Source organism: Marinobacter sp. H13 (assembly GCF_059072335.1).
On record NZ_JCACRU010000001.1, the window covers coordinates 1,239,509 to 1,265,192 of the forward strand.

22 protein-coding genes and 3 pseudogenes are annotated in these 25,684 nt (G+C 57.1%); 14 read left to right on the forward strand and 11 right to left on the reverse strand.

Annotated features, from left to right (window positions below; translation table 11 throughout):
- Positions 1-2 precede the first annotated feature (2 nt).
- Positions 3-1,991, reverse strand: coding sequence for a putative bifunctional diguanylate cyclase/phosphodiesterase (locus AC5JQH_RS05950; protein ID WP_008175413.1), 1,989 nt, complete (start codon positions 1,989-1,991; stop codon positions 3-5).
- 785 nt (positions 1,992-2,776) lie between these two features.
- Between AC5JQH_RS05950 and AC5JQH_RS05955 the strand changes: the two genes are divergently transcribed.
- The gene (locus tag AC5JQH_RS05955) at positions 2,777-3,103 is read left to right on the forward strand and encodes a carboxymuconolactone decarboxylase family protein (RefSeq protein ID WP_081467548.1); all 327 of its coding nucleotides are present in this window, start codon (positions 2,777-2,779) and stop codon (positions 3,101-3,103) included.
- A 77-nt stretch (positions 3,104-3,180) separates the two neighbouring features.
- On the opposite strand, the gene AC5JQH_RS05960 is transcribed toward AC5JQH_RS05955, so the two are convergent.
- The 3 genes from AC5JQH_RS05960 to ubiU form a co-directional block, all read right to left on the reverse strand.
- Positions 3,181-3,543: a DUF488 domain-containing protein gene (locus tag AC5JQH_RS05960; protein ID WP_008175419.1), complete on the reverse strand. Its 363-nt coding sequence runs from the start codon at positions 3,541-3,543 to the stop codon at positions 3,181-3,183.
- A 109-nt stretch (positions 3,544-3,652) separates the two neighbouring features.
- Positions 3,653-4,546 (reverse strand): U32 family peptidase, encoded by an 894-nt coding sequence (locus AC5JQH_RS05965; protein WP_008175421.1) that lies wholly within the window; start codon positions 4,544-4,546, stop codon positions 3,653-3,655.
- A 13-nt stretch (positions 4,547-4,559) separates the two neighbouring features.
- Entirely contained in the window at positions 4,560-5,555 is a 996-nt protein-coding gene (gene ubiU / locus AC5JQH_RS05970) for a ubiquinone anaerobic biosynthesis protein UbiU (RefSeq protein WP_493805394.1), read from the reverse strand.
- Between the two features lie 342 nt (positions 5,556-5,897).
- On the opposite strand from ubiU, the gene AC5JQH_RS05975 reads away from it, so the two are divergent.
- Entirely contained in the window at positions 5,898-7,925 is a 2,028-nt protein-coding gene (locus AC5JQH_RS05975; protein ID WP_053112960.1) for a methyl-accepting chemotaxis protein, read from the forward strand.
- A gap of 114 nt (positions 7,926-8,039) precedes the next feature.
- Here AC5JQH_RS05975 and hemN read toward each other — a convergent pair whose 3' ends face one another.
- Positions 8,040-9,458 carry an oxygen-independent coproporphyrinogen III oxidase gene (hemN, locus tag AC5JQH_RS05980; RefSeq protein ID WP_493805395.1) on the reverse strand — a complete coding sequence of 473 codons (1,419 nt, stop codon included), beginning with the start codon at positions 9,456-9,458 and terminating at the stop codon, positions 8,040-8,042.
- 205 nt (positions 9,459-9,663) lie between these two features.
- Here hemN and AC5JQH_RS05985 point away from each other — a divergent pair, with 205 nt between their 5' ends.
- Positions 9,664-11,196 (forward strand): cryptochrome/photolyase family protein, encoded by a 1,533-nt coding sequence (locus AC5JQH_RS05985; RefSeq protein WP_474545807.1) that lies wholly within the window; start codon positions 9,664-9,666, stop codon positions 11,194-11,196.
- A gap of 29 nt (positions 11,197-11,225) precedes the next feature.
- Here AC5JQH_RS05985 and AC5JQH_RS05990 read toward each other — a convergent pair whose 3' ends face one another.
- Complete coding sequence (locus AC5JQH_RS05990) at positions 11,226-12,914, reverse strand: HAD family hydrolase (RefSeq protein WP_008175430.1); 1,689 nt, start codon at positions 12,912-12,914, stop codon at positions 11,226-11,228.
- Between the two features lie 126 nt (positions 12,915-13,040).
- Between AC5JQH_RS05990 and AC5JQH_RS05995 the strand changes: the two are divergent.
- The 4 genes and pseudogenes from AC5JQH_RS05995 (at position 13,041) to AC5JQH_RS06010 (ending at position 16,154) form a co-directional block, all read left to right on the forward strand.
- Positions 13,041-13,815 (forward strand): annotated as a pseudogene (locus AC5JQH_RS05995) (cytochrome c oxidase assembly protein).
- Positions 13,812-14,408, forward strand: a complete 597-nt coding sequence (locus AC5JQH_RS06000; RefSeq protein ID WP_008175432.1) for an SCO family protein — start codon at positions 13,812-13,814, stop codon at positions 14,406-14,408. The pseudogene AC5JQH_RS05995 and the gene AC5JQH_RS06000 overlap by 4 nt, the downstream one beginning before the upstream one ends.
- A gap of 85 nt (positions 14,409-14,493) precedes the next feature.
- Positions 14,494-14,640, forward strand: coding sequence for a DUF2256 domain-containing protein (locus tag AC5JQH_RS06005; RefSeq protein ID WP_008175434.1), 147 nt, complete (start codon positions 14,494-14,496; stop codon positions 14,638-14,640).
- A complete protein-coding gene (locus AC5JQH_RS06010; protein ID WP_493805396.1) occupies positions 14,637-16,154 on the forward strand; it encodes an FAD-binding domain-containing protein in 1,518 nt (505 codons plus the stop codon). The genes AC5JQH_RS06005 and AC5JQH_RS06010 overlap by 4 nt, the downstream gene beginning before the upstream one ends.
- Before the next feature lie 14 nt (positions 16,155-16,168).
- Here the strand turns inward: AC5JQH_RS06010 and AC5JQH_RS06015 are convergent, their stop codons facing one another.
- Complete coding sequence (locus AC5JQH_RS06015) at positions 16,169-16,696, reverse strand: hypothetical protein (protein WP_273086066.1); 528 nt, start codon at positions 16,694-16,696, stop codon at positions 16,169-16,171.
- 318 nt (positions 16,697-17,014) lie between these two features.
- Here AC5JQH_RS06015 and AC5JQH_RS06020 point away from each other — a divergent pair, with 318 nt between their 5' ends.
- Genes AC5JQH_RS06020 through AC5JQH_RS06030 form a run of 3 tightly spaced genes read left to right on the forward strand, consistent with a single transcriptional unit; the run spans position 17,015 to position 18,841 of the window.
- Positions 17,015-17,344 (forward strand): hypothetical protein, encoded by a 330-nt coding sequence (locus AC5JQH_RS06020; protein ID WP_405417091.1) that lies wholly within the window; start codon positions 17,015-17,017, stop codon positions 17,342-17,344.
- A 48-nt stretch (positions 17,345-17,392) separates the two neighbouring features.
- Positions 17,393-18,130, forward strand: coding sequence for a HupE/UreJ family protein (locus tag AC5JQH_RS06025; protein WP_008175443.1), 738 nt, complete (start codon positions 17,393-17,395; stop codon positions 18,128-18,130).
- Positions 18,131-18,145: 15 nt separating this feature from the next.
- A complete protein-coding gene (locus tag AC5JQH_RS06030) occupies positions 18,146-18,841 on the forward strand; it encodes an SPOR domain-containing protein (protein WP_405417093.1) in 696 nt (231 codons plus the stop codon).
- Positions 18,842-18,890: 49 nt separating this feature from the next.
- Here AC5JQH_RS06030 and AC5JQH_RS06035 read toward each other — a convergent pair whose 3' ends face one another.
- Positions 18,891-19,634 (reverse strand): copper resistance protein B, encoded by a 744-nt coding sequence (locus tag AC5JQH_RS06035; protein WP_053112969.1) that lies wholly within the window; start codon positions 19,632-19,634, stop codon positions 18,891-18,893.
- Positions 19,631-20,647, reverse strand: a pseudogene (locus AC5JQH_RS06040) (multicopper oxidase domain-containing protein); the annotation flags it as partial. The gene AC5JQH_RS06035 and the pseudogene AC5JQH_RS06040, both read right to left, overlap by 4 nt.
- On the opposite strand from AC5JQH_RS06040, the pseudogene AC5JQH_RS06045 reads away from it, so the two are divergent.
- From AC5JQH_RS06045 to AC5JQH_RS06055, 3 genes and pseudogenes are all read left to right on the forward strand, one after another.
- Positions 20,633-21,850 (forward strand): annotated as a pseudogene (locus tag AC5JQH_RS06045) (ATP-binding protein); the annotation flags it as partial. The pseudogenes AC5JQH_RS06040 and AC5JQH_RS06045 sit on opposite strands and share 15 nt — an antisense overlap.
- Positions 21,847-22,305: a Cd(II)/Pb(II)-responsive transcriptional regulator gene (gene cadR / locus AC5JQH_RS06050; protein WP_273069441.1), complete on the forward strand. Its 459-nt coding sequence runs from the start codon at positions 21,847-21,849 to the stop codon at positions 22,303-22,305. The pseudogene AC5JQH_RS06045 and the gene cadR, both read left to right, overlap by 4 nt.
- Positions 22,306-22,391: 86 nt before the next feature.
- Positions 22,392-23,045 carry a cation efflux transmembrane domain-containing protein gene (locus AC5JQH_RS06055; protein WP_493805397.1) on the forward strand — a complete coding sequence of 218 codons (654 nt, stop codon included), beginning with the start codon at positions 22,392-22,394 and terminating at the stop codon, positions 23,043-23,045.
- Between the two features lie 10 nt (positions 23,046-23,055).
- On the opposite strand, the gene AC5JQH_RS06060 is transcribed toward AC5JQH_RS06055, so the two are convergent.
- Positions 23,056-23,973: an AEC family transporter gene (locus AC5JQH_RS06060; protein WP_008175455.1), complete on the reverse strand. Its 918-nt coding sequence runs from the start codon at positions 23,971-23,973 to the stop codon at positions 23,056-23,058.
- Between the two features lie 173 nt (positions 23,974-24,146).
- Between AC5JQH_RS06060 and AC5JQH_RS06065 the strand changes: the two genes are divergently transcribed.
- Positions 24,147-24,854 (forward strand): Crp/Fnr family transcriptional regulator, encoded by a 708-nt coding sequence (locus AC5JQH_RS06065; RefSeq protein ID WP_273069444.1) that lies wholly within the window; start codon positions 24,147-24,149, stop codon positions 24,852-24,854.
- Between the two features lie 86 nt (positions 24,855-24,940).
- On the opposite strand, the gene wrbA is transcribed toward AC5JQH_RS06065, so the two are convergent.
- Positions 24,941-25,540: an NAD(P)H:quinone oxidoreductase gene (wrbA, locus tag AC5JQH_RS06070; protein ID WP_008175459.1), complete on the reverse strand. Its 600-nt coding sequence runs from the start codon at positions 25,538-25,540 to the stop codon at positions 24,941-24,943.
- Positions 25,541-25,684 lie beyond the last annotated feature (144 nt).

The following is a 25,684-nucleotide window of genomic DNA, read 5'->3' on the forward strand; positions in this document are numbered from 1 at the left end:
CGTTAGCGATGTTTTAGCCATTCGGGAAAGGGCCGCCAACTGGCAACCCATGCTGGCAGCTTTTCGGGCTCCATTGGCGGCGAGATGGCATAGCCCTGTGCGACCTCACAACCAAGCTCCAGCAAGATTTCACCCTGACGAACCGTCTCCACACCTTCCGCAATAAATTGTTTGCGAAATACCCGGGACAACTCGATAACACTCCGGAGTATCGAGTGGTTTTCCAGATCATTTTCGGCGCCAGAAACGAATTCCCTGTCGAGTTTCAGAGTTTCTACTGGCAGCTGTTTAAGATACGACAATGAAGAGTAGCCGGTTCCAAAATCATCGAGTGAGAAAACCACACCCAGAGCCTGGCACGCTGAGATGGTAGCCACGGCCTGCCCCAGATCACCCAGCGTTGCGGATTCAAGAATCTCAAGATCCAGTCGAGAGGGATTGATGTCCGGAAATTCCTTGAGAATATTTGTCAGGGTCTCAGGAAACGCCTCGGACTGCAGATGCAAGGCAGCAATGTTAACGCTCACCTTCAGTTCGAGGTTCTGCTGATCCCAACGTTGCATTTGCCGCAGCGATTCCCGCAGAACCCACTCCCCAACTGAGATGCTCAGATTGTGGTGTTCAATTGCCGGCAGAAACTTGCCCGGAGACATCAACCCTTTGTCCGGGTGTTGCCAGCGTATCAGCGCCTCAGCCCCGACGATCTCGCCCGTTCGCAGGTTAACTTTGGGCTGATACAGGAGCCGGAAATTGTTTCTGGTAAGGGCCTCACGGATTCCTGACAGAATTATCTCTCTGGCACGGTAACGGCCCTGTTCTTCAGCATCCAGATATAGCCAGTCGCCTTTCGCTTCGTGCTTGGCAAGGAACAGTGTCTGGTTCGCTTTGCGAAGCAAACTATCAGCATCCGAAACCGTCTGCTCCACGACAAACACGATACCGGCCGTGAATTCGACGATCACTTGCTGATCATTCAGATGAAAGGCCTGCAGGCCCGATAGGCGCAGAGCTTCGAGCGTGGATTCTATTTCGCTCGTATCTGGTAGTAGCAGTATAAACTCATCGCCCCCTGTTCGGGCGAGGCGGGCTCCCGACGGGATTGAATCAAGCCAACGTCGCGTGAGAAGCTTGAGGAAATAATCGGCGGTGTCTTCGCCGAGCGTGGCGTTGATCATCACAAAATCATCAAGATCAATAGCAACCACAGCACCCGACCAGCCCGACCCACTCTGACCTATTCCTTGTAACTGCTTCCTGAGTGCTTGAACGATTCCATTTCTGTTTAACAAGCCTGTCAACGGATCCTCAAATGCGAGCGCTTCCAGTTGTATTTGATATTCGCTGGCCTGATTATCCAAGGCCTCCTTTATTTGCTCTTGCTGAAGACGGTGCAGTTCATCTTCGGTTCGCAGTCGCGCCATTTTTTCCCGCATCAACTGAATGGTGCTTGCAGACAATTTGCCATAGATTTCGAGCAGCGCGCTGACCAGCACAGAAATGGAACCGCTCAACTCGGAATCCACCTTCTCGCTCGCCTCTCCGACCGTTAGCCCCTGATCCATCGCCCGAATGGTAAGCGCCATACGTCGGTCTGATTCAAGAATATGAAAAGCCAGCCACTTGGTAAGATAGTCAAATAGCTCGGTCAGTTTTTCTTCGTGGGATCCAGGCCCTTGCTTGAGCATCTGAATTCGCGCAAAAAACATTTGGTGGTTGTCGTGGTGATTCTTGGCCATTTCCGAATCGCCCAGGGCGCGATCCCAGATCTGCTCTTCAAACTGGAAGTGATAGGATGCATAAGACAGCAGTTCGTCCATTACCCGATCTGCCGTCATTTCCGAAGCATCTGAGGCAAAATGCCACGCTAGTCGATTCAGAATCTCCACCAGGGCTTTATGCTGATCATCAATATCCCCAAACCCGGTCTCAAAATTCCTGTTCCAGGGAAAAATCTCGAAAGTCGTTGATCCGTCAAACTGTGATTTCGCCAACTGATATCACCTCTATCGAAAAGCCGGTAGTCACAGAATAGCGCAAGACGCAGACAACAACCTGCCGAATCGTTCAGCGCGACTAGTCAGTTAAGTCTGCACTTACCCATGATTAGGTGGACCTGTTATGGGTATCGCAACGACGCTGATAGTGGGCGAAAATTAAACAGCAAACTCTGGAACTCAATCTCGTTGAACCGATGAACAGCCTATCCCAAAACTCCCACAGGACGTTACAACCACCCACTTTGGTGGCTGACCGATTACAAACCCCACTCTGGGTTTTTGATATACAACATCTCAACATTGTCTGGGCCAATGCTGCTGGCGTGAGCCTCTGGGGCGCTCTGCTTTTGGCAGATGCTTTGCGAAAAAGGATTAAGGAAATGTCGTTTCCCCTGGTCGGCCATCAGACGATTAGTCTGGGGGTTGCTGAAGTTTCCCCCAATGAGCTGCCGTGCCAAGCTTTAATGCGAGCGGATATGGCGTTGTTCAAGGCCAAAGCCAATGGGCGGGACCGAGTAGAAGCCGCAGCCTAATCTCGCTGAACACTGGTAATTTCTCTGAAAAATTGCAAATAAGCCGCCAACACGAATAGTTGGTCGATTAGCATGTGCAAACTGACGCTATTGACGCCTGGATACGGCAGAGGCTGCATTATCTGAATGCATTTACCGATTCTATAATCCTGCAATGTCAGGTAAGGTTTTCGTTTAATATCAGAATCTCTTCACCGGTGAAACCGACCACGGAGGCTTGGCGGAACCCGCAAACGAGGCAATCAAATGAATAAACACGACAGCGAACTCCCCAAAACTTTCGTTGCCTTCAGCGAACGGTTTCCAGAGCTGCAACAAGCGCATAAACAGCTTGGTAAAGCCCTCGCCGATGCTGGCCCTCTGGATGAAAAAATGCGCGCTTTGGTAAAGCTCGGCGTTTGCGTTGGTGCGGGTCGCGAATCCGCGTTGAAGTCCCACATTCGTCGTAGTCTGGAACTGGGCCTCACACGTGAGGAAATCGAGCACGCGCTGGTGCTGGGCATGAATTCGATAGGCTTTCCGGCGACGGTTGCCGCTTGGCAGTGGGCTCAGGAAGCGCTCAGCCAGGAATAAGGTTCGCCGACAGACCAAGAAGGTGCGAGCGTTTTCAGCAATCTGGACGGCCCAACGGGCCGCCATTCTCCAATGATTCAGAGTTGGTCATTCAAAATATAATCCCGGAGCGCCACAGCATTGTTGTGCTCGGTATCCTTCGCAGCAAACACGAGCGTTATGCGGTCATGTTGCTCAAGCAGCTTCTTAAGTGCCTCAAGATCCTCGCTGGCATCACCTGATGTCAGCTCTTCAAGGTACCGCTCCCGAAACTCCGGCCATTTTTCGGGATCGTGACCGAACCACTTGCGCAGTTCAGTTGACGGCGCCAGACCCTTCAGCCAATGAGCTATATCCGCATCTTCTTTGGCCACTCCCCGAGGCCAGATACGGTCAACAAGCAGCCGTGGGCCATCTGAGGTTGAGGGTTCTGCATAAGCGCGTTTCAGTCGGATATCCATAAGCGCATTCCTCCCGGATTTTCCAGAGAATAAAACTCGGGATATAGAGCAATCTCAGCAAACGACGCTAACAAAAACCAGCAAAAGTCGCAGGGGCGGTTTATCTATATCAAGTCGGGATCAGGTCCATCCCCGGCTTGCCATACCAGTACCCGTTGCACGGCGGTGCCTCCACCAGTTGCAGCGGGTCGGAGGCTGGCACTTCTCCCCGGCGGACCTGATCAAAGCGTCTGACCACCTCCTCCATGCCCTGATGTTCCGGGCTCAGGCGCACGGTGCTTACCCCCATACGCTCCATATCCGGCAACTCCCGCATCAGGTCGTAACGGGAGCCAGACAAGGTGGAAATGCCGTTGATGCGGAACAGCTCCTGGCTTTCCCGGGAGCGCAACTCCATGCCGTCCGGGTGCTGCAGGCAGCGGAACTCGCAGTTGTCTTTGGGCAGGTTGTAATGGCGGGCGGTAAAGCAACGGGAGGACCAGGCCAGGGGCAGGAAGCCCCAGGAAAACACCTCAGCGGGCAAATCCAGTTCCTCGCCTTTCAGCTCCTTGATGAGTTGCTCGAGGGTTTCCTTGCCCAGCTCCACTGGCAGATTCCAGCCCTGCAAGCCCTGCTTTGCCAGGATTTTCAGGGTAGCGGTATTGTAGATGTTCATGGACGGGCCGGTGACAAACGGAATCCTGTTCCGGATGGCCACCTGCAGGGCGCTCTGATCGTTGGCCTCTACCAGGAATTCATTCTGCTCACAGAACCGGCGCAGGCGACGCAAATCGGCCTCCGACTCAATCAGCGTGAGCGTGGAGAGCACCACATTCTTGCCACAGGCTTTCAGATCACGGGCCAGATCCAGCCAGTCATCCGGTTTCAGTTCCCGCCGGCGGGAGCACACCACCTCGCCCAGATAGATGGTATCCACCGGCCACTCGGCGGCATTGGCGTAGAAATCGAAAACGGTCTGCCGGGACCAGAACCACAGGATTGGCCCCAGGGATAACTTCAGCATGGATGGTGAAACCTTATTTCCATTTGCGATGGTAGGCGCCCAGCGTTGTCAGGCCGCCCTCGGAAAGCCCCGCCAGCGTCTGCTGCCACTGAGGCTCAACCGTAAAGCCGTCGGTGCCGGCCTCAAGATTGTCCAGGGCATGGCGCCAGGTTCTGGCTATATCTGCGATGTAGGCCGGGCTTCGCTGGCGCCCCTCAATCTTCACGGCACTGATACCCAGCGCCTGAAGCTCCGGCAACAGGTCCAGGGTATTCAGGCTAACCGGCTCCTCGATGGCGTGGTAAACATTACCCTCAACCTCAAAACGGCCTTTGCACAGAGTCGGATAGCCGGCGGATTCGCCCTGACCATAACGGTCGATCAGGACATTATTGAGTCGGGATTCAAGACCCTGGGAGGTTTCCTGCCAACGCACAGCTTTGGCAGGGGAACAGGCGCCCCGGGTATTAGGGGATTCATCGGTCAGGTAGGAGGACAGGTAGCAGCGGCCCTCAGCCATGATGCACAGGCTACCGAAGGCAAACACTTCCAGTTCCACCGGGCTGTGTTTGGCCACACCACGCACCTGGTCCAGCGAAAGAACCCGGGGCAGCACGGCCCGGCGAATATCGAAGTTATCTTTGTAAAAAGAGAGCGCTTCGTGGCTGGTGGCAGACCCCTGAACCGACAGATGCCGGGGGATATGCGGATATCGGTTGGCGGCATAATCCAGGAGGCCCATGTCGGCCAGGATAATAGCGTCGACGCCGAGATTTGCGGCGCGGTCTACCGCTCCTTTCCACTGCTCCCAGCCATCTGGCTGCGGGTAGGTATTGATGGCACAGAAAACTCGCGTGCCCCGGAGGTGCGCGTACTCGATACCCTCGGCAGCGCGTTTGTCGTTGAAGTTCAGGCCGGCAAACTGACGGGCGTTGGTGCTGTCTTTAAAACCGAAGTAGACAGCGTTGGCACCGTTATCAACGGCGGTTTTCAGGGCCGGGAGGCTGCCGGCCGGGCAGACAAGTTCCATCGCATTCTCCACTGCAAGAATGCCCTTACCTTACCGTTACTTACGCAGTAACTGCCTTGACCTTTGTCAGCACAGGTCGGAATGGCTTTTTGTATAAAACGTACCCGGAGTTGTCTCCACGCGCTGTCACAGACAGGCCAGCGAGGAAAACTACCTAGTGAGTAGTACTCTGCGCACTCTTACTTACCACCGTTTTTTGTCATCCATATCAGGTTGTTAACAAACAATAACAACAACTTACACGCCCGAAACTACCCCTTCAGCTACCCCCTCACGGCGATATAAAGCACACCGCATAGCCGAGGATAATGAATGCAATAACCAGACAAATAAGGCACCGCTATGAACCTCATCAACAACCTCTCCATGCGGGGCAAACTGACCACTCTGGTGGTTCCGGCCCTGCTCGTTATTCTCTATTTTGCGGTTGAAAGCATAGTTCTGAACTACGGCGAACTGCACGACATGCGCCAATTGCACTCCATGGTGGAACTCACGGAAACCGGCGATCCCCTCACCGAAACGCTGCAAAAAGAGCGTGGCCGGTCTGCGATCTTCTTTGCCAGTGAACCGGGAACCGATGCTGCCCGACAAGCTGAAAGGGATCTGGCCGAGCAACGGCGCCAAACCGACGCCCGTATCTCTGCCTATCACCAGGGGATCAACTCGCTCATGGCAGATGCCAGCTTTGAGAGCAGCGTGGAAGCGAGCATACAATCTGTCCGCCAGGGCCTGGATAATCTCGATTCCCTGCGCCGCGCGGTGGATAGCCGTAGTATCGCGGCGGGTGATTCAGCCACCCGCTACACCACTCTGATCATGGGACTGGTGGATCGAATTCCGCTTATTATCCGCGGTTCCACCGATCCCGAACTGACCCGGGAAGTTAATGCCTACTATGCACTCGCCGAAGTGGCCGAGATGGCGGGTCGGGAGCGTGCAATCGGCGCCTCACTGATTCGCAGTGGCGATTTTGACTTGCCAACTCTGCGCCGAATCGCAGGCCTCGCCGGGCAGCAGGAGGGCTACTTCAATCAGGCACTCGCCATGTTTGCTTCCGGCTCAGAACTGCGCGAAAACCTGAAAAAAGGATTGAACACACTCGCAAGCCAATCGCTGGAAGAGAAGCGCCAAACCCTTTTCAGCAGCCCATCGGGCATGTATGCCCTGGAGGCTTCCGAGTGGTTTACAACCACAACCGATCGAATTGAGGGTCTGAACGGGATCCGTCAGTCCATACTGGAAGAGCTAAGCTCACTGGTGGAACACGGTGTTACCGATGCCCGTAATGATCTGGTCGCTGCGTCGGGAATTGCCGCAGGTTCAATCCTTATCGTTCTGGTACTGATGCTGTTCATTATCAGGGCCATCAACCAACAGGTTGGCAGCCTGCTGAGTGCTGTCCGGTTCGCCATGGACAACAAGGACCTGACCCGCGAGATTGAAATCTCCAGCCATGATGAGGTGGGCACCATTGGCAAGGCCATTAACGAGCTGTTCGGACGCTTTGGCAATGCCCTGCTCCACATCGACAAATCCAGCGTCCAGCTGGCCACTGCCACGGAAGAGACCAGCTCTACGGCCGGTCAGAACGCCAGCCAGGTGAAGAACCAGCAGCAACAGATTGAGCAAGTGGCGGCGGCGACCGAAGAAATGTCCGCCACCTCCGAGGAAATCTCACGGAACACCCAGCAGGTTGCTGATGCCGCACGCAGTGCCATGGAAAAAAGCCGGAGTGGCGAGCAGGTATTGCACGGAAGCGTGAGGAGCATCCGGTCGCTGGCCAGGTCGGTTCAGAAGGTGAACGAGGTGATCGAAGAGCTGGAAAGCCGCAGCTCAACCATCGCCGATGTGGTCGATGTGATCCGGAAGGTTGCCGACCAGACCAACCTGCTGGCGCTGAACGCGGCTATTGAAGCCGCCCGCGCCGGCGAGCATGGTCGAGGGTTTGCGGTGGTCGCCGACGAAGTCCGCACTCTGGCGCAACAGACCCATGAATCCACCACCCAGATCGAGGAGATTATCACCAGCTTTCAGAGCATTACAGACAATGCCAGCCGCTCGATTGTCGAAAGCCATAAGTTGGCTAACGCCACCAGTGAGCAGGCGTCCGAGCTGGAGCAGACCTTCGCGGATATCCTGACCGACGTGAACAGCATCTCCGATATGGCCGGCCAGATTGCGACCGCCTCTGAAGAGCAGGTGGCGGTTACCCGGGAACTGGCGGGCAGCATGGAATCGGTCAGCGAAGCCGCCATCCTGACCCTGACCGGCTCCCAGGAAATCACCCAGGTAACCGGCGAGCAGGCGCGGCTGGCGCGGGTGCTTCAGGACCTGGCCAATGAGTTCAAGGTGCCGGCCTACAGCTGATACCAGCAAGACGCAAAAGGGGCTCTCCGGAAACGGACAGCCCCTTTTTTGGCTCTGCAAATGAACATGGGGTCAGAAGAAAGCACCCTTCTGACCCCGACCCTGCCGCTACTATCAGATAATCCGTGAGAACCGCTGGCTGGCGCCCTCTTTACGGTACAGATCAAAAATCTGGCAGATCGCCCGGATCAGCAACCGCCCTGCGGGCTGAACCTGCAGTGCATTGCCATCATCGGCAATCAGTTCATCCTGAACCATGGGCTTCAGACGGCTGAGCTCATCGGCAAAATAACGGTTCAGATCTTCCTGCCAGACATCTGCAAACAGCTGACGGTCCAGCCGGAACTGGCAAATCAGCTGGCCGATCACCCAGCGGCGGATTCGGTCGTCCCGAGTGAGGTTGACGCCTTTGGTGATGGCCAGCTGGCCGGCATCAATGGCCGCCTCCCAGGAAGGGAGGTCGTGATTGTTCTGGAAATAGGCATCGTCCGTCTGACCGATCGCGGAAACGCCTAGGGAAACCAGATCGCATTCGGAATGGGTGGTGTAGCCCTGGAAATTCCGGTGCAGACGGCCTTCCCGTTGCGCCACGGCCAGGCTGTCGTCCGGCTTGGCGAAGTGGTCCATGCCAATGTATTCGTACCCGGCGTCCAGCAGGCGGTTGATGGTGTTGTGCAGGATGGTCAGCTTCTGCTGTGGACTGGGCAAGGTGTCGCCCTGAATCCGGGTCTGCGGATAGAAACGGTCCGGCAGGTGGGCATAGCTGAACACTGAGAGCCGGTCCGGCGACATTTCAATCACCGCTTCCAGTGTCTCCGCAAAGCTTTCCGGCGTCTGGTACGGCAGGCCGTAAATCAGGTCCAGATTGATGGACCGGAAGCCGATGCGACGTGCCTCGTTGAGCACGGCTTCGGTCATGGCCCGGGGCTGGATACGGTTCACTGCTTTCTGAACCTCCGGGTTTACATCCTGTACCCCCAGACTGATCCGGTTGAAGCCCAGGTTCCACAGGGTTGGCAGGGTATCCTGGTCCACTTCCCGCGGGTCAATTTCCACACTGTAATCCCGCTCATCACCGGTTTGCAGGTTGAACAGCTCCCCGTATCCCGCCATCAGGTGTTCCATCACATCTTTAGGCAAAAACGTGGGGGTACCGCCACCCCAATGCAGCTGGGTCACCGGCCGGTCGGCCCCGAACAGTTTTGACTGGATGGCCGCCTCTTTCAGCACCCGCTCCACGTAGGGCATTGCCTTGTCGCGTTTTTTGGTGATCACCTTGTTGCAGGCGCAGTAGTAGCAAAGGTGCGCGCAGAACGGCAGGTGAGTGTACAGCGACAGCGGCCGGCCACTGGCCTTGCTGCGAGCCGCGGCTTTGACCATGTCCTCAATCGGGTAGTTCTGGTTGAACTCGACGGCCGTGGGATAGGAGGTGTACCTCGGGCCGCTGAGGTCGTAGCGGCGAATCAGGGCGTCATCCCAGATGAATTCTGGCAGTGTTGAGTCTTGGGCTTTGAGTGCGGGTGTGGAGGTCATAATAGGCGCTCTGGGGTAAAACGGGGGCATCCAGGATTTGCCGGCATTTTAGGGCAATTCTTTGACTGGCTTTTTGATTCGGGTCAGGTGACTGAAGGTTTCAGTTTACCAGCCCGGTTACTGAACCACCCTTGGGCTCTTGGCGTACTTGGTTTACCCCTTTGTGGGCATAGCCCGCAGCATACTGACTGGAGAATTCCTCACCATGGCCAACCTGATTCTGATCCTCGGCGACCAATTAACGAGAGACATCAACGCACTCGAAAACGCCGACCGGGACCGGGATCTGGTGGTAATGGCGGAGGTACACGACGAGGCCAGCTACACCAACCACCACAAGAAGAAAATCGTGCTGCTGTTCAGTGCCATGCGTCACTTTGCCCGGCAACTGGAGAGCGATGGCTGGCAGGTTCATTACCAGGCCTATCATCCGGACAACCAACACCAGAGCCTTGAGGCCGTGGTTGGCGAACAGGTGAAGCGGCTCAATGCGGAAAAAGTAATCACCACCGAGTGTGGCGAATGGCGACTGCATGAGCAGATCAGTGGCTGGCACGAACGCCTCGGGGTGCCGGTGGAGATCCGGCCGGATACACGGTTTATTGCATCCAAACAGGAGTTTGCCGACTGGGCAGAGGGCCGCAAGCAGCTGCGGATGGAATTCTTCTACCGGGAGATGCGGCGCAAGACCGGGTTGTTGATGACATCTGAGGGTGAGCCCGAGGGCGGGCAGTGGAACTTCGATGCGGACAACCGGAAGAAATGGACCGGCAAACCGCCGGCGCCGGCGCCATTCCGGATAGAGCCGGATGCCATTACCCGGGATGTGATCGGTCTGGTGGACGAGCATTTCGGCGATCATTTCGGCACCACCGGCGATTTCCATTTTGCTGTAACGGCCGAGGACGCAGAAGCTGCGCTTGAGCACTTCATCGATTTCGCTCTGCCCTGTTTCGGGGATTATCAGGACGCGATTTCCGATACCGAGGACTGGCTGTTTCACTCCATCCTGTCGCCCTATATCAATTCCGGGCTTCTGGACCCTTTGGCCATTTGCGAAGCGGCAGCTCAGGCGTGGTATTCGGGGCGGGCGCCGATCAACGCGGTGGAGGGCTTTATACGGCAGATCCTTGGATGGCGCGAATTCGTGCGGGGCATTTACTGGATGAACATGCCGGGATATGCCAAAGAAAACCGCCTGGGCAACACCCGCGCCCTGCCCTGGTTCTACTGGACCGGGGACACGAAAATGCGGTGCATGCACAAGGCCATTGATGCCACCCGCCGCAACGCGTACGCCCACCATATTCAGCGGCTGATGGTTACCGGCAACTTCGCGCTGCTGGCGGGTATCAAGCCAGAGGAAATCTGTGACTGGTACCTGGCGGTGTACGCCGATGCCTATGACTGGGTGGAACTGCCCAACGTGCTGGGGATGGTCATGCACGCGGATGGCGGCTACCTGGGCTCAAAGCCCTACGCCGCCAGCGGCAAGTATATCCAGCGCATGTCGGACCATTGCGCCAACTGTCATTATAAGGTGAACAAGGCCACCGAAGATGACGCCTGCCCGTTCAACGCCCTGTACTGGCATTTCATCGATCGCCATCGGGACGACTTTGCCAAAAACCCGCGTATGGGCATGATGTACCGGAACTGGGACAAGCAGAAGCCCGAGAAACGGGAAGCGCTGCTCAAGCGCGCGGAGAATCTGATCGCCAATATTGAAAAGCTCTAGGTCAGAACTTTGGCGTCCTGATCTTTTGCTCAGGGCGGTCCGACTTCACAGGCCAACACCAGAGCCCAGAACTCCGAGAAGTCGTTGACCACCACATCCGGCTTATCCGGGTGTTTGTGGGTACCCGGAAAAATCTTGTTCAGCCAGGGCAGATCCCACTGGGCCCCGTTGAAGAATACCGAGGTCAGGCCCGCGCGCTTGGCGGCAATAACGTCAGTCGTGCTATCGCCCACGTACCACACACTCGGGTCGGGCGGGTAATCCAGTTTCTGGACCGCCAGCAGCAGTTGATCCGGGTGGGGCTTGCGCAGGGGTGTATCGTCGCCGCAGACGTCGACATCAAACAGATGCGTCCAGCCGGTATCCTCCACCGCCGCCAGTTCGTGCTCGAAAAACTCGCGGTCCCGGTTGGTAATGACACCCACCTGGATGCCCAGCCGCCGTAACCCTTCCAGAACTTCGCGCACCTTCGGCTCAAACGCCTTCACGGTACCGTAGTGTTTCCGGTAGTGGTGGTTGAACGCCTGGTGGGCAATCTGCTTGGCTTCCTGGTCATCCCCGAACAACACCTCAAAGATATCGGTTCGGGAAATCTTGCGGTCTGCCTTCACCTTCGGATGCAGCTTCGCAAACTCCCGCACGTAGGCCACCAGCTTCACATCTTCCGGGGTTTTGCTGTCTTCCGGCGCCACCATACGGTCCATAAGCTGCAGCTTGTGGAAATCCGGCAGCATGTCGTCCACCGCGTGGTACATGGCGTCGAGGGTATCTACCAGGGTGGCGTGCCAGTCGAACAGGATGACTGCCGGACGGATGAGCTTGACCACCGCCGGGTGCCAGTCCGGCTCAATTCTTGGCTCGGGTCGCTGTGGCGGCGGAAACGGCCGGGGGCGAACCTCGGCAGGCGTTTGTTCGAAGGCCTCCGGCTGGCTCCGCTCAAGCAGGGCTAAAAGGTCCATGAGGTCCTCAAAGCTGTCCAGAATGGCCGCGGGCGCGTCCCGGTGCGAAAACCAGCTGTCGATCCGGCCGGATTCCCAGCAGGCGCCGTTGTAGAACACGCCCGAGACGCCGGCCTTGTTGGCGGTGAGCATGTCGACGTAGCTGTCGCCGACATACCAGGCCGTTTCATCCGCTGGCAGACCGAGCTTTTCAAGCGCTTTGAGAATCACCTCCGGATCGGGTTTATACTCGGTTACGTCGTCGGCACACACCGTGGCATCAAACAGGTTCCGCCATCGGCCTTCGTCCACCGTCTGTAATTCCCGATCCAGAAACTCCCGGTTCCGGTTGGTGGATACCGCCAGCCGGATACCCATGGCTTTCAGGGCGGAGAGATACTCATAGGCGCCGGGCTGGAACGGTTTTACCTGCCCGAAATAGCGGCGATAGGCCTCGTTGTAGGCCTTGTGAGCGATCAGCTTGGCTTCTTTGTCATCCCCGAAGATGGCGTTGAAAATATCGGTCCTCGACACCCGGCGCTCCGCCAGAATGCGCGGATGCAGGCGCCGGAAGATACGGATGTAACGCACCAGGCGGGCATCATCCGATGTTCGGCATTTATCCTCCGGCAGCAGCCGCTCCACCAGCCCCAGATCCTCCAACTGCGGCAACATGTCTTCCATAGCACTGAACATGGCATCGTGGGTGTCTACCAGGGTGCCGTGCCAGTCGAAAATCAGCACTGACGGCGCTGAAATGGAATCACAGAATCGGGCCATGCTCCGCCTCCATCAGAAGTTTCCTGAAGCCGGCCTTGAAATCCGCCGCCGGGCCGGCAAAACTCGGCGGTACTGACAAGAAAGATAAACCCGGTTTCCAATGCGTGCACGCATCGAGTCTGATCCATGCCAGTATCGAGCTACCTGCTGCCCTATGATTTTTCACCGCTGACCCTGCTCAGTTATATGCTGGTGCTCGGGTTTTATGGTGTCGGGCTACTGAGGATGCCGGAGCAGGACCGGCCGGGATCGGGCCGCATCATCACTTTCACGCTCGGGGTCATGCTCTGTTACGCGGTGATGCAGACCCGATTTGATTACTACTCCCAGTACATGTTTTTCGTCCATCGGGGCCAGCACCTGATTCTTCACCACTAGGGGCCGAGCCTGATTGCGCTGTCCAATCCACTGCCCGTGATGCGATTCTGGTACCAGAAGATCTCACTTTCTGTTCGCTACTGGCTGCAGCCGCTGGGCTGGATTTAGGCCGTCCATCCATTTTGACGCCATGCTCAGCCGGCAGCTGTACTGGATCATGAACTGGAGCATGCTGCTGGACGGCCTGCTGTTCTGGTGGCTGATCTTCGATCCCCGCTCCCCGGCCATCACCAGTGCCCTGGGCTACGGCAAACGTATACTCCTGCTGGCGCTGGTGGCGATCCCCCAGATGATTCTCGGGGCCTGGATCGTGTTTTCCCGCGGCATGGTTTATGACGTCTACGAAGTCTGCGGCCGGGCCTGGCCCATGCCCCCGGAAACCGACCAGTTACTGGGCGGTCTGCTGACCTGGATTCCCCCGGCCATGATGAGCATCATTGGCATCCTGATTGTGCTCCGCCGGGCCATGCATGAAGATGGCAAATTCCCCAAAAGCCGCTCGATGGCAGGAGGAAACGCATGAACAGAACGCTGCCACTATGGCCTGTTTTCGTTGCCCTGATGCTCGCCGGCTGTGCCGGGAATGAGGAAAGCTGGCATGGCAAGGACATCTCGGGCCTGATGCCCAGGCTCCAGTTCCAGCTCCAGGGCACCGACGGAAACACTGTCACTCCCGCAGACTCGCAGGGCAACATCCGCCTGGTGTATTTCGGCTTCACCTCCTGCCCGGATGTCTGCCCGACCACGCTGACTGATCTGCGCCGCTCGGTTCAGCAACTTCCCGAAAAGTATCGGGACGACGTCACCACCCTGTTCGTAAGCGTTGACCCGCGCAGGGATACCCCGGAACGCCTGGCCAGTTACGTGAATTTCTTCGGCGATCGGGTCGTTGGCCTGACTGCAGAAGAACCCGCGCTTCGAAAACTCGCCAAACGCTACCGGACCACCTTCGGTTACGACGAACCCGACGCCAGCGGCAACTACAACGTTTCACACAGCAGCGCCGTTTACGTTTTCGATCGCGACGGCAACGCCCGGCTGCTCCTGCGACCCGGACTGTCGCCAGAGCAGATCAGTGAAGATCTGGCCCAGCTGGCACAGGGATCACGCTCCTGATACCCATACCTGTCGCCGCCTCGGGCGCTGATCCCGCCCTGCGGAGCAGACGTAGAAAGCCCTACATCCCGAATGGAAGACACTGGTGCCCCATAAGAAACTCAATCTCCCGGAGAAAACCTGCCCGGTCTGCCAGCGCCCGTTTGCCTGGCGCAAAAAATGGGCGAAAGACTGGGAAAATGTTCGCTACTGCAGCGAACGTTGCCGGCGCGAGCGGAACGCACTCTCATGACCACCGTGGTGTGGTTCAAGCGCGACCTGCGTACCCGGGATCATGCCCCCCTGGTGGCAGCGGCCAGCCTGGGCGAACCGGTCATACCGCTGTATGTGATCGAGGACGAATACTGGCAACTGCCGGACACCAGCGGCCGTCAATGGGCGTTTATCAGAGACTCCCTGGACGATCTTGACCGGCAGTTGCGAAAGGCCGGCAGCCGGCTCCTGGTGATGAGAGGGTCGGTGATTGATACGCTGAAACAGCTTCAGGCCAGGCAAGACGTCAAACGCGTGTTCTGCCACCAGGAAACCGGCGGGCACTGGACCTTCGAGCGAGACAAGGCAGTCATTGGCTGGTGCTCGGAAAACCAGGTGGAATTCCGCGAGTGGAACCAGTTCGGTGTGGTTCGCCGCTTGGGCGACCGGAATGTCTGGGACAGAGCCTGGACCGAGCTGATGCGTCAGCGGTTGCTAGAGGCCCCAGCAAGAATACCGGAAATGAAAGGCATCGAGGGCGATGCCAGTGGCTACGACAGCCGGGACTTCACACTGCCTGATAGCTGCCCGGACCGTCAGGCCGGAGGAAGCACCCGAGGCGAAAAACTACTCACCTCTTTCCTCGACCGTCGCTGCGTCGGCTACCAGTACAACATCTCCAGCCCGAACACCGCAGTCAGGGCCTGCTCGCGCCTGAGTCCGCATATTGCCTACGGCACCGTCAGCCTGCGAGAGATCTACCAGGGGGCCAAGGCAACCGGCAATCACCGCAACACCCTGCCCCGAAAAAAGAAAAGCCTGACGAGCTTCCGCTCGCGATTACACTGGCACTGCCATTTCATCCAGAAACTGGAAGACGAGCCTGAACTGGAGTTCCGGGCCATGCACCGGGAAATGGAAGCGCTGAAAACCGGACCCAATGATTCCGAGCGGCTACAGCGCTGGCAGGAAGGTCAGACCGGTTGGCCCCTGGTGGACGCCAGCATGCGTGCACTGACCCATTCGGGCTGGATCAACTTCCGGATGCGGGCCATGCTGATGGCAATTGCCAGCTATCAGCTATGGCTACACTGGCGCGATCCCGCCCTTCATCTTGCCCGGATGTTTACCGATTTCGAGCCGGGCATTCACTACTCCCAGACCCAGATGCAGTCGGGCCTGACCGGCATCAACGCTCTGCGAATTTACAACCCGGTGCTGCAAAGCCAGAAACTGGACCCCGATGGCGAGTTCATCCGGCGTTGGATTCCCGAGCTGGCTGGCGTTCCCAGTGAAATGATCCACACCCCATGGCTGATGACACCGGCCCAGAAAGAGCGTTACGGCGGCAACACCTACATCTCGCCGGTGTGCGCTCATGAACAGGCGGCCCGGGTTGCCCGTAAGGCGGTTGGCGACTTTCGCAAGCAGCAGGTCAGCAAGACAGAAACAGATCGGGTGCTGCTACGACACGGCAGTCGCAAGGGACCTGTTCAGAAACGCCCCCGCGTGCCATCGAAGCAGCAATCCGATCAGCTGTCACTGTTCGACTAGACCGCTTACCCGCATCAGTTGCGGTTCAGTTGCCGCTGATGCTCCAGCATTTGCTCCATCATCATCTGCATCTGGTTCATCCGGTTTTCCATCATTTCCAGGCGCTGCTCGTTGTCCATCCCCGGACCACCAGAACGGTTGCCCTGGGCATGGCCAGACTGCTTTTTACCCTGGCCGTGATTGTTCATCATGCCCTGGTTGTTCATCATGCCCTGGCCATTACCCATCATTCCCTGACCATTGCCCTTCATGCCCTGGCCCATCATCCCGGGGCCCATCATGCCGCCACGCATCATCTGCATGTGCTCCTGCATGTATTCCATGTGTTGCTCGCGCAGTCTCTGGCGTTCAGCGTTGGAGTCGGCGTTTCGCATTTCCTGCATCATGGCCTGCATGCGTGCCATGTTTTCATTCATCTGCTGCACTTGTTCCTGATTCATCATGCCAGCACCTGGCATTTGCCCGGAGTTGCCCTGAGCAAAAGCAAAGGCAGGCAAGGCGACGAACACGGAACAGGCAACGAAACGACCTAATCTGTTCATGAGATCCTCCTTATTGGCTGCAACATTGTGCATCACCATGAGTAAAGACCATGAAACTGAATTGAAACTGAAAAGTATCCATCAAGAGTGGTTAACAGCATACAGATTGATCTGGGTCATCCAGTTGAACCGCAAACGTTTAAGAGCAATCACATTTCATTGTTTTAATTCCTTAAAAACTGGCTGGGAATGGTATTCTCTCGTTACCAACCATTGCATCGCCCCATTGCGGATTAACGCACTTACGGAGCTTGAGTTCAGAAGCTGGTTCTTATGATTACGGCCGTTAACCGTAAAAAAAGAATACCGATTATTGTCATGCTGATTGCGCTCATCGGCATGACCTTCTCAGTCATGGGAGAAACGTTATCCCATGGAGTACCGGAGCTGACTGAAGCCAACATCCTGCACGAAGGCCATCACGGCCACAGTCATGATCATCACAGCCACAGCGTGCAAGACCATCAAGACCGCCACTCTCATCATGACTCTGGCAACCACTCCCACGAGTCCGCAGACCGGTTGAAAATGCCGGTATTCTCCAACCTGACACCTTCACTCCGGCGCCCTGTTCCCTTTGCTGGAGAGAATCCCCGCAGTTTTCGTTACCGGCTCGACCGCCCGCCAAAGCTCTGCACGTTTATCTGAGCAATGCTGCCTTAGCAGCTGAACGAAAACCCATTCTACGGAGTTACTATGCTGTCAACTTTGCTTGGCAAACCTCGCCCTTGGGCGCGGGTTGCTGCCGGCGGAAATCGTTTTTTCTGGATATTCCTGACACTGGGCCTGCTCGGTCTCAGCGCGGATGCGTTGGCCCATGCCGTCGCCCAGGGCGACAAGGGATACATTCAGGAGATTACCGGCATAAACCTGATTGCTTTTACCTACCTCGGTGCCAAACACATGGTCACCGGTTACGACCACCTGCTCTTTCTGCTGGGGGTCATTTTCTTCCTGTACCGCATGCAGCACATCGCTATCTACGTGAGCCTGTTTGCCCTGGGGCATTCCACCACGATGCTGCTGGGCGTGTACTTCAACGTCGGCATCAATAGCTACATCATCGATGCGATTATCGGCCTGTCGATCGTGTACAAGGCACTGGACAATATCGGCGCCTATCAGCGCTGGTTTGGCTTTCAGCCCAACACCAAAGCCGCCACGCTCATCTTCGGTTTTTTCCACGGCTTCGGGTTGTCCACCAAGATCCTTGAGTACGACATCTCGCCGGACGGGCTGATTCCGAATCTTCTCGCCTTCAATGTAGGCGTGGAAATCGGACAGCTCATTGCCCTGGCCATGATCCTGATTGCCATCAATTTCTGGCGCAAAACCGACGGCTTTTTCCGTCACGCCTACACCGCGAATGTGGCCATGATGAGTGCAGGCTTCCTGCTATTCGGCTATCAGCTTACCGGTTATTTCGTCGCCTGATTCTGGAGAACCTTTATGTACAACACTGACATACCTAATCGAGAAGAACTGCCAAGTACCGCCAAACTGATTCGATCAACCATTGTTGCGGCCATCGTGGCGCTGGTACTGCTGGTTACCGTTGTGATGCCCGCGGAGTACGCGCTCGATCCGACCGGAGCCGGACGACTGCTGGGCTTGACCGAAATGGGTGAAATCAAGGAACAGCTGGCCGAGGAAGCCGCCGCCGACGCGGAGGCCGAGATGGTTGCCGTTCAATCGTCGTCTGCACAAGGGCCTCAGGAAGTCGCGGAGCCTGTCATGGCCGAGCCTTCAGATGAATCGGTCTCTGCGCCCGAAGCAGAGATCACGGCTGCGAAACCAGAGCCCGCGGCTGAACCAGTAGCTGTCGAACCGCAATGGCAGGATGAAGTACGCGTGGTGCTGACGCCGGGCGAGGGAACCGAATTCAAACTCACTATGGAGGAAGGGGCTGTGGCCCGATACTCCTGGGCGTCTGAAGGCGGCCCTATCAACTACGACACCCACGGCAACGGTAGCGGCCAATCCATCTCTTACGAGAAGGGCCGAGGTGTTCCTGAAGATGAAGGAGAGCTTGAGGCCGCCTTTACCGGCGACCACGGGTGGTTTTTCCGGAACCGTAACGACAATAACATCACTCTGGTACTGCGCACTGGCGGAGACTATGGCCAGTTGAAGAAAGTGCTCTGAGGCGCGAATGTGCCGGGGTGGGTTCTGCCCCGGCACGCTATCCGAAAGATCAGAAGGCGATTCGCGCGCCAATCACGGCAAACCAGTCTTCTGTGCTTCCGCCCCCGGCTTCTGCCAGATCAGCAGTGTCGCCGTACTTGCGCTCGTGTACCACGCCCACATAGGGCGAGAAGGCCCGGTCAATCAGGTCATAACTCAGCCTCAGCCCCCACTCGGTGGAATTGAGCCCCTTGCCGACACCAATCTCCCGATCCTCTGAAAACGCCACAAGAGTCTCGAACGAAGCCGACAGGATCCAGAAGTTGGTGACCAACAACTCGTATTCCGCCTCAAAGTCCGCCGAGGCGTCGCCTTCATCGCTGACATAAAGGTTGGTGTCTACCTCGAACCAGTAGGGTGCCAGCCCGGTGACCCCAAGCACGCCATAGACCCGGTCCGGACCTTCCGGGGTATCTATGCGGATTCCGGCCTTGGCATCCCAGAAGTCATCCACCGGAGTCTGGGCAACAAACTGGTTTTCCAGGGTTTCCCAGGCATTGTGACCCTCTTCCCACTCGCCCTCGAACAACCAGCGGAATTTCAGTTCATCGGTGCCATAAAAGGCATCGCCTTCAATAACCGCCAGCTCCTCGTCCGAATCGCTATACCGGTACTCAAACTTCTCCGCAGACACACCCCAGAAGCTCTTGGCGGTCTGGGTCTTTTTGGCCGGATCGTCCTGGGCAATCGCTGGTGTGGACATTGCAGTCACGGCCAGAGTCAGGCCGCACATGGAGGCTGTTAACCGACTCATGATTCACCTCCCTGTGTGCCGCTTGGCTTGCCCTCGGCAACGGTGCTGTCCGGGCCACCTTCAACCACGATCTTGCGGAACATGCCGGAGGCGGCGTGGTAGGAAAGATGGCAATGGAACGCCCACTCACCCGGTGCATCCACCTCCGTTTCCATATAGACAGTGGTGGCTGGCGCCACGCTGATCACGTGCTTCAGGGGGTTCCATTTGCCCTCGCCCACATCAAGGATCGACCACATACCGTGCAGGTGCATGGGGTGGGTCATCATGGTTTCGTTGACGAATTTGAAGCGGACCCGCTCGCCATACTGCAGGACGATGGGGTCGGCATCCTCATACTTGATGCCGTTGATGCTCCACTCATAGCGCTCCATGTTGCCAGTAAGGCGCAATTCAATCTCGCGGGTTGGCTCGCGGTGTTCGTACAACGGGTTCTGTGCCCTGAGATCGGCATAGGACAGGAACTTTCCACCATTGCTGGCGGTGGGCATCAACCCGCTGCCACTGGCATAAAAGGGATCTTCCGGCATGGAAGCTCCATCGCTCCCGCCCATACTGCCATGGCCCATGGCACTGTGATCCATCCCGGCCATTTCACCACTGTCCATGCCGTCGTCGTTCATGCCGCCCATGGCGTCTTTGCTCATGTCTCCATGATTCATATCGCCATGATCCATATGCCCGGCCATATCGGCCATGGTCAGCAATGGCGCCTCCCGAAGTTCCGGCACTTCTGCCGTCATCCCCTCTTCCGGCGCAAGAGTCCCCCTGGCAAAGCCCGAGCGGCCCATGGATTCGGCAAAGATGGTGTAGGCTTTCCTATCCGTGATGCGAACGATCACATCGTAGGTTTCTGCCACGCCAATGCGGAACTCGTCCACGTTCACCGGCTGCACATTGTTGCCATCCGCCTGGACCACGGTCATTTCCAGACCGGGAATGCGAACGTCGAAATAGGTCATGGCGGAAGAGTTGATGAAGCGCAGACGGATCCGTTCACCCGGCTCAAAGACGAAGTCGCTTTTCTGGAACACCAGATTCGCGATTCCAGTGGTCGGCTGGACACCCTACAGACCGGTGATTATTTCCAGGAAGTTTTTCACCACGCATTCGCTATCCATTCCGACACCCGGACCATCATCTCCCCCGAGAATTGGGCACCGCTGTTGATGCCACTGGTGGAGTCCGGCGAGGAAGGTACACTGCGGGTCAGTGGCGCCGAAATTGCGGAGGCGCCCTCGGATATCCTTGCTTACCGGAAGTCCTTTCGCGTGGACGACCAGCCCATCGTGGTGATCGTTTCCGAAGACCTTGGTGCCTTGAGCCGGAGCCAGGCCGAGCTTCACGCCTGGACGGCCGTTGTTTCCCTGCTGCTGATCCTGCTGCTGGTTGGCACACTCTGGCTGGGTATCAACCTGTCCATGCGCCCCGTAGTAAGCCTCAAGGCCGCATTAAAGCGGCTGCAGGATGGCGAGATATCGCGGATTGATGTCAGGGCCCCCGAGGAGTTCCAACCTCTTGTACTGCAGCTCAACCAGTTGCTCGACTCATTGGACCAGCGGCTGGAGCGCTCCCGGGATGCGCTGGCGAATCTCTCCCACAGCGTTAAAACGCCCATCGCTGCCGTTCGCCAGATTCTGGAAGATACCGACCGCCCCCTCCCCAACACCCTAAGACAACAAATGGCCGGCAGGCTCGATGATATCGACAGACAACTTGAGGCAGAAATGCGGCGCAGCCGGTTCGCGGGTCCACAGGTCGGCAAAAGCGCCTACCCTCTGAAGCAGGCCCGAGACCTTCTCTGGATGCTCGGCCGGCTGTATCCGGCAAAATCCTTTGAAATGTCGACCGTACTGACCGAAGAACGACGCTGGCCCATCGAAGAGCACGACCTGAACGAGGTGCTGGGCAACCTTCTGGACAATGCCGGCAAGTGGTCCGCCAGGTTCGTGGAACTTGGTCTGCAAGAGGATGGGAAAGGATTTGCGATCACCGTTGAGGACGATGGCCCCGGAATTCCTCCCGACGCGCTGGACACCCTCGGCACCCGCGGGCTGCGCCTGGACGAACAAACGCCGGGGCATGGCCTGGGGCTGGCCATCGTGCGGGAGATTGCAGACCGCTATGGTGGTATCCTGAATTTCAGCTCCGGCCCGACCGGAGGATTCAAGGCAACGGTCCATTTTCCGGGTACTACCGGGGGGATAAGGCAGTGAAAATCGGTGAACTTGCAAAGACAACGGCCATTCCTGTTGAAACCATCCGCTACTACGAAAAAATCGGTTTGCTACCGGAACCGGACAGGGACAACAGTGGCTACCGTTCCTACCGCAATGCCCATCTGGACCGGTTATTGTTTATCAAACGCTGTCGCAACCTGGACATGGCCCAGGACGAGATCCGCGAGCTGATCCGACTGGCCGAGCAACCGGAAGCAGATTGCAGCGAAGTCGATGCCCTGCTGGCTCGCCATCTGAATCACGTGCGGGAACGGCTGAAGGAGCTGGCGAGCCTTGAAGAAACTCTCGAGCAGCTTCAGGAAGCCTGCACCAATGGGCGCACTGTGCGCGAATGCGGCATTCTTGGCGGGCTTAGCACGGAGTTTGATACTCCAGAGCCCGAAGACCGCCACAACCACGTTGCCGGCACCCATGGGACTCGCCAGAACTGACGAATCTCAAAAATTTCTGCAGCAACTGTTGACCCTGTAGATACTACAGGGTTTTCAATAAGATCATCTGAACCAAGGAGGTCTTTATGGCGTGCAGTTGCTCCGCCCCCGAACCCAAATCCCCTGCCCCGGGCTTTCGTAAAGCGTTATGGATTGCCTTGTGGGTGAACCTGGCCATGTTCGTGGTGGAAGGCATCGCCAGTCTGTCATCGGGCTCGGTCTCTCTGATGGCGGATGCCATCGATTTCTTCGGCGACAGCGCCAACTACGTTCTGTCTCTGACAGTCCTCTCCATGGGTATGCTCTGGCGCGGTCGCGCAGCCATGGTCAAGGGCATCACCATGGGAGTGTTTGGCCTGGTGGTATGGGCCCGGGCCGTCTGGGTGGTTCAGGCGGGCATTACCCCGGAGCCCCTGACCATGGGAGCCGTCGGCCTGCTGGCGCTTGCTGCCAACCTGAGCGTGGCCGCCATGCTGTTCAAATTCCGTGAAGGCGATTCCGACATGCGGTCTGTCTGGCTATGCAGTCGCAACGATGCCATCAGCAACATCGCTGTTATGGTAGCCGCCCTTGGTGTGTTCGGCACCGGGACAGCCTGGCCAGACCTGATTGTAGCCGCCATCATGGGCACGCTGGCTATAACGGCCGGTATCAGTGTGGTGCGCCATGCCAGAAGCGATATCGCAGAAGCCAGGGCCAGCGAAACGGAACCGACGGCGACGCCCTCGAGCAGCCGCTAGTAACCCGATACTAGAACGCCAGCGAAATCATCACCGGGATAAACGCCAGGGCGAACAGCGTGGTCAGCAATACGGTACCCGCTGCCTGCCTTGGCGAGGTATCTAGCAGGGTCGCAATGACCACAGTATTCGCGGCAATCGGCGTGATCGAAATCAGGAACATGGCCTTGTGTACGGCCGGCTCATAGATGCCCAGCACGGTTGAATCCAGCCACCAGAACACAATGGCCACCAGTGGCCAGACCACGAACTTCCCGAAAAACGCCAGGGCCGTGAAACGGACATTGCCCGCCAGGCCGCGAAAGCTGGTGATGCTCATGCCAATGATCATCATGCCCAGAATGCTGTAGGCGCCGCGCAGGTTATCGAACAGCGGCACAAAGATATCCGGAATTCCGATGCCCGCCAGGTTAAGGACGACGGCCGCCAGGAAGGCGTATACCGACGGGAGCTTCAGCACCCGCCAGAGCGAATCCTTGATGCTGTAACGCCCTCTCGCCGCCAGATAGAAGCCCACGGAGTTCTCGAACAGCGTGGTGCCCAGCATGCACACGATGTAGAGCCCCAGCCCCTCCTCACCGAACAGCAACAACGCAACCGGCACACCGAAGTACCCCGTGTTACCGGAACCCACACACAGGGGAATGATGTTGGCACTGCCGTCGGAGAGCACCCGCTTTGCCAGCTTTAATTGCGCAATTCCCAGCACAGAAGAAATCCCGAATACCAGAAACGGCAACAAGATAACTTCGGGAGAAAGCGGCGCTACCATCACCCCGGAAAACACCACTGAGGGCGTCACGATATAGAGCATGATGCCGGCGATATGACGACCACTGGCCTCAAGATAACGACCGGCGACCCAGCCCAGGGCGACCGTTACGTAGAGCGGAATAAGCTTGAAGAAAAGGGCAAAGGCTGCGGCCATCGGGACTCCGTGAGGAAAGGGGAAACTTCCAGCAACAGGAGGCGGAGTCTATCACTGAACGTTCGTCAGATCGCGATATCGACTCAGTGAAAAAGGCTTAATGATTTAAGTCATTTCAAAAGATGTTTCTCTGATACCATAATTCACCTGACACTCATAACAGGGTCAACGCCATGAACAGCATCTTCAGGCCAGACGTTTCCTCCGCCCCGTGCATGTTGGGAGAAAACAACCCGGATATTATCCAGCAGGATGCCGCACCTGAGTCAGCTGCCCTGCTGAATGGCCTCAGCCGGGTTTTCGGAATTCGCCTGGCAGGGCACGAGAATGATCCCGACGCACGGTTTCTGGCAGACCTCGCCCGCCTGTTTCACCTTTGCAGGGTTGACCCCGAAACCGCTCTGGAGAAGCACGACACACCCTGGGCAAACGTTTATCTGGTTCAGTACGGCATCCTTCGGCTGTTCCGGGAAGCACCCAGCGGCAAGGTGTCCGTCCACCACTTCTTTTCCGAAGGCGATATGGTCTGGCCGGTTTTTGGCCGTAGCCGAACCGTACGAAACACCCTTTGCCTGACCTCAGTAACGCCGGTAACGGCCTGGGTGGCTGACTTCGCGGCGTTCCGGTCCGCTATCCAGTCTCACGGTGAAGGGCTCTGGCCCCGGTTCGCCCTTGCCCTGACGGAAGAAATTGCCGAGCTGGCCAGTATGAGAGAATTCCGCAAGCACACCATGCCGGCAAGAGAACGCTACAAGTTGTTGCTGGAAGAATACCCAGAACTGGTTAAACGGGTGCCAGATAATCAACTGGCATCATGGCTCGGTGTTGTGCCGGCGACTTTCTCCCGCCTGAAAACCGCAACTGCGAAGAGCCGGCCCTGAAGCCAACCGGATACCGCATAAAAAAGGGCAGCAAGCTCTCGCCTGCTGCCCTGAAAAACGCTCAACGCTTTGCTAAAACTTCAGAATCAGCCGTGCAGTTTTACTGCCAGCTCGGCAACGTGCTTACCCTGGAAACGGGCAATCGCCAGCTCTTTCTCGCTGGGCTGCCGTGAGCCGTCCCCGCCTGCGATAGTTGACGCTCCGTAGGGAGTCCCGCCATTCACTTCCGAGATATCGAAGAATTCCGGGATGCCGTAACCCAGGGGCACAATGACCATGCCGTGGTGGGCCAGTGTGGTCCAGAATGAGCTGATGGTATGCTCCTGCCCGCCACCGGTGCCTGTGGAGGTAAACACACTGGCCACCTTGCCGTGAAGCTTGCCTTCGGCCCACAAACCGCCTGTCTGATCCAGGAAGGTCCGCATCTGCCCGGCCATGTTGCCGAACCGGGTGGGCGTACCGAAAATGATCGCGTCGTATTCTGCCAGCTCTTTCGGATCGGCTACCGGGGCTTCCTGGTCCGCCTTTCCGCCAGCGCCCAGAAATGCCTGGTCGGCCATGGTTTCCGGCACACGCTTGACTGTAACGTCTGCACCATCGACACCTTTTGCACCTTCGGCAATGGTGTTTGCCATTGTCTCAATATGGCCATACATGGAGTAATAGAGCACAAGCACTTTTGCCATCGGGAGAACCTCCTCTGTCTTTGATCGGATATACGCATGCTAACCAGCGGCAGACTCGAGAGAAATCGGAAGTTTTCCGACAGGTCGTTCAGTTTTTCTGAACAGGGTCACAGGATGTTCACGATCAGGCATTGCGTACAGGTG

Coding starts and splice junctions, on each gene's coding strand:
- AC5JQH_RS05955 (WP_081467548.1), top strand. CDS start 2,777: ATGAATAAACACGACAGCGAACTCCCCAAAACTTTCGTTGCCTTCAGC.
- AC5JQH_RS05960 (WP_008175419.1), bottom strand. CDS start 3,543: ATGGATATCCGACTGAAACGCGCTTATGCAGAACCCTCAACCTCAGAT.
- AC5JQH_RS05965 (WP_008175421.1), bottom strand. CDS start 4,546: ATGCTGAAGTTATCCCTGGGGCCAATCCTGTGGTTCTGGTCCCGGCAG.
- ubiU (WP_493805394.1), bottom strand. CDS start 5,555: ATGGAACTTGTCTGCCCGGCCGGCAGCCTCCCGGCCCTGAAAACCGCC.
- AC5JQH_RS05975 (WP_053112960.1), top strand. CDS start 5,898: ATGAACCTCATCAACAACCTCTCCATGCGGGGCAAACTGACCACTCTG.
- hemN (WP_493805395.1), bottom strand. CDS start 9,458: ATGACCTCCACACCCGCACTCAAAGCCCAAGACTCAACACTGCCAGAA.
- AC5JQH_RS05985 (WP_474545807.1), top strand. CDS start 9,664: ATGGCCAACCTGATTCTGATCCTCGGCGACCAATTAACGAGAGACATC.
- AC5JQH_RS05990 (WP_008175430.1), bottom strand. CDS start 12,914: ATGGCCCGATTCTGTGATTCCATTTCAGCGCCGTCAGTGCTGATTTTC.
- AC5JQH_RS06000 (WP_008175432.1), top strand. CDS start 13,812: ATGAACAGAACGCTGCCACTATGGCCTGTTTTCGTTGCCCTGATGCTC.
- AC5JQH_RS06010 (WP_493805396.1), top strand. CDS start 14,637: ATGACCACCGTGGTGTGGTTCAAGCGCGACCTGCGTACCCGGGATCAT.
- AC5JQH_RS06015 (WP_273086066.1), bottom strand. CDS start 16,696: ATGAACAGATTAGGTCGTTTCGTTGCCTGTTCCGTGTTCGTCGCCTTG.
- AC5JQH_RS06020 (WP_405417091.1), top strand. CDS start 17,015: ATGCTGATTGCGCTCATCGGCATGACCTTCTCAGTCATGGGAGAAACG.
- AC5JQH_RS06025 (WP_008175443.1), top strand. CDS start 17,393: ATGCTGTCAACTTTGCTTGGCAAACCTCGCCCTTGGGCGCGGGTTGCT.
- AC5JQH_RS06030 (WP_405417093.1), top strand. CDS start 18,146: ATGTACAACACTGACATACCTAATCGAGAAGAACTGCCAAGTACCGCC.
- AC5JQH_RS06035 (WP_053112969.1), bottom strand. CDS start 19,634: ATGAGTCGGTTAACAGCCTCCATGTGCGGCCTGACTCTGGCCGTGACT.
- AC5JQH_RS06055 (WP_493805397.1), top strand. CDS start 22,392: ATGGCGTGCAGTTGCTCCGCCCCCGAACCCAAATCCCCTGCCCCGGGC.
- AC5JQH_RS06060 (WP_008175455.1), bottom strand. CDS start 23,973: ATGGCCGCAGCCTTTGCCCTTTTCTTCAAGCTTATTCCGCTCTACGTA.
- AC5JQH_RS06065 (WP_273069444.1), top strand. CDS start 24,147: ATGAACAGCATCTTCAGGCCAGACGTTTCCTCCGCCCCGTGCATGTTG.
- wrbA (WP_008175459.1), bottom strand. CDS start 25,540: ATGGCAAAAGTGCTTGTGCTCTATTACTCCATGTATGGCCATATTGAG.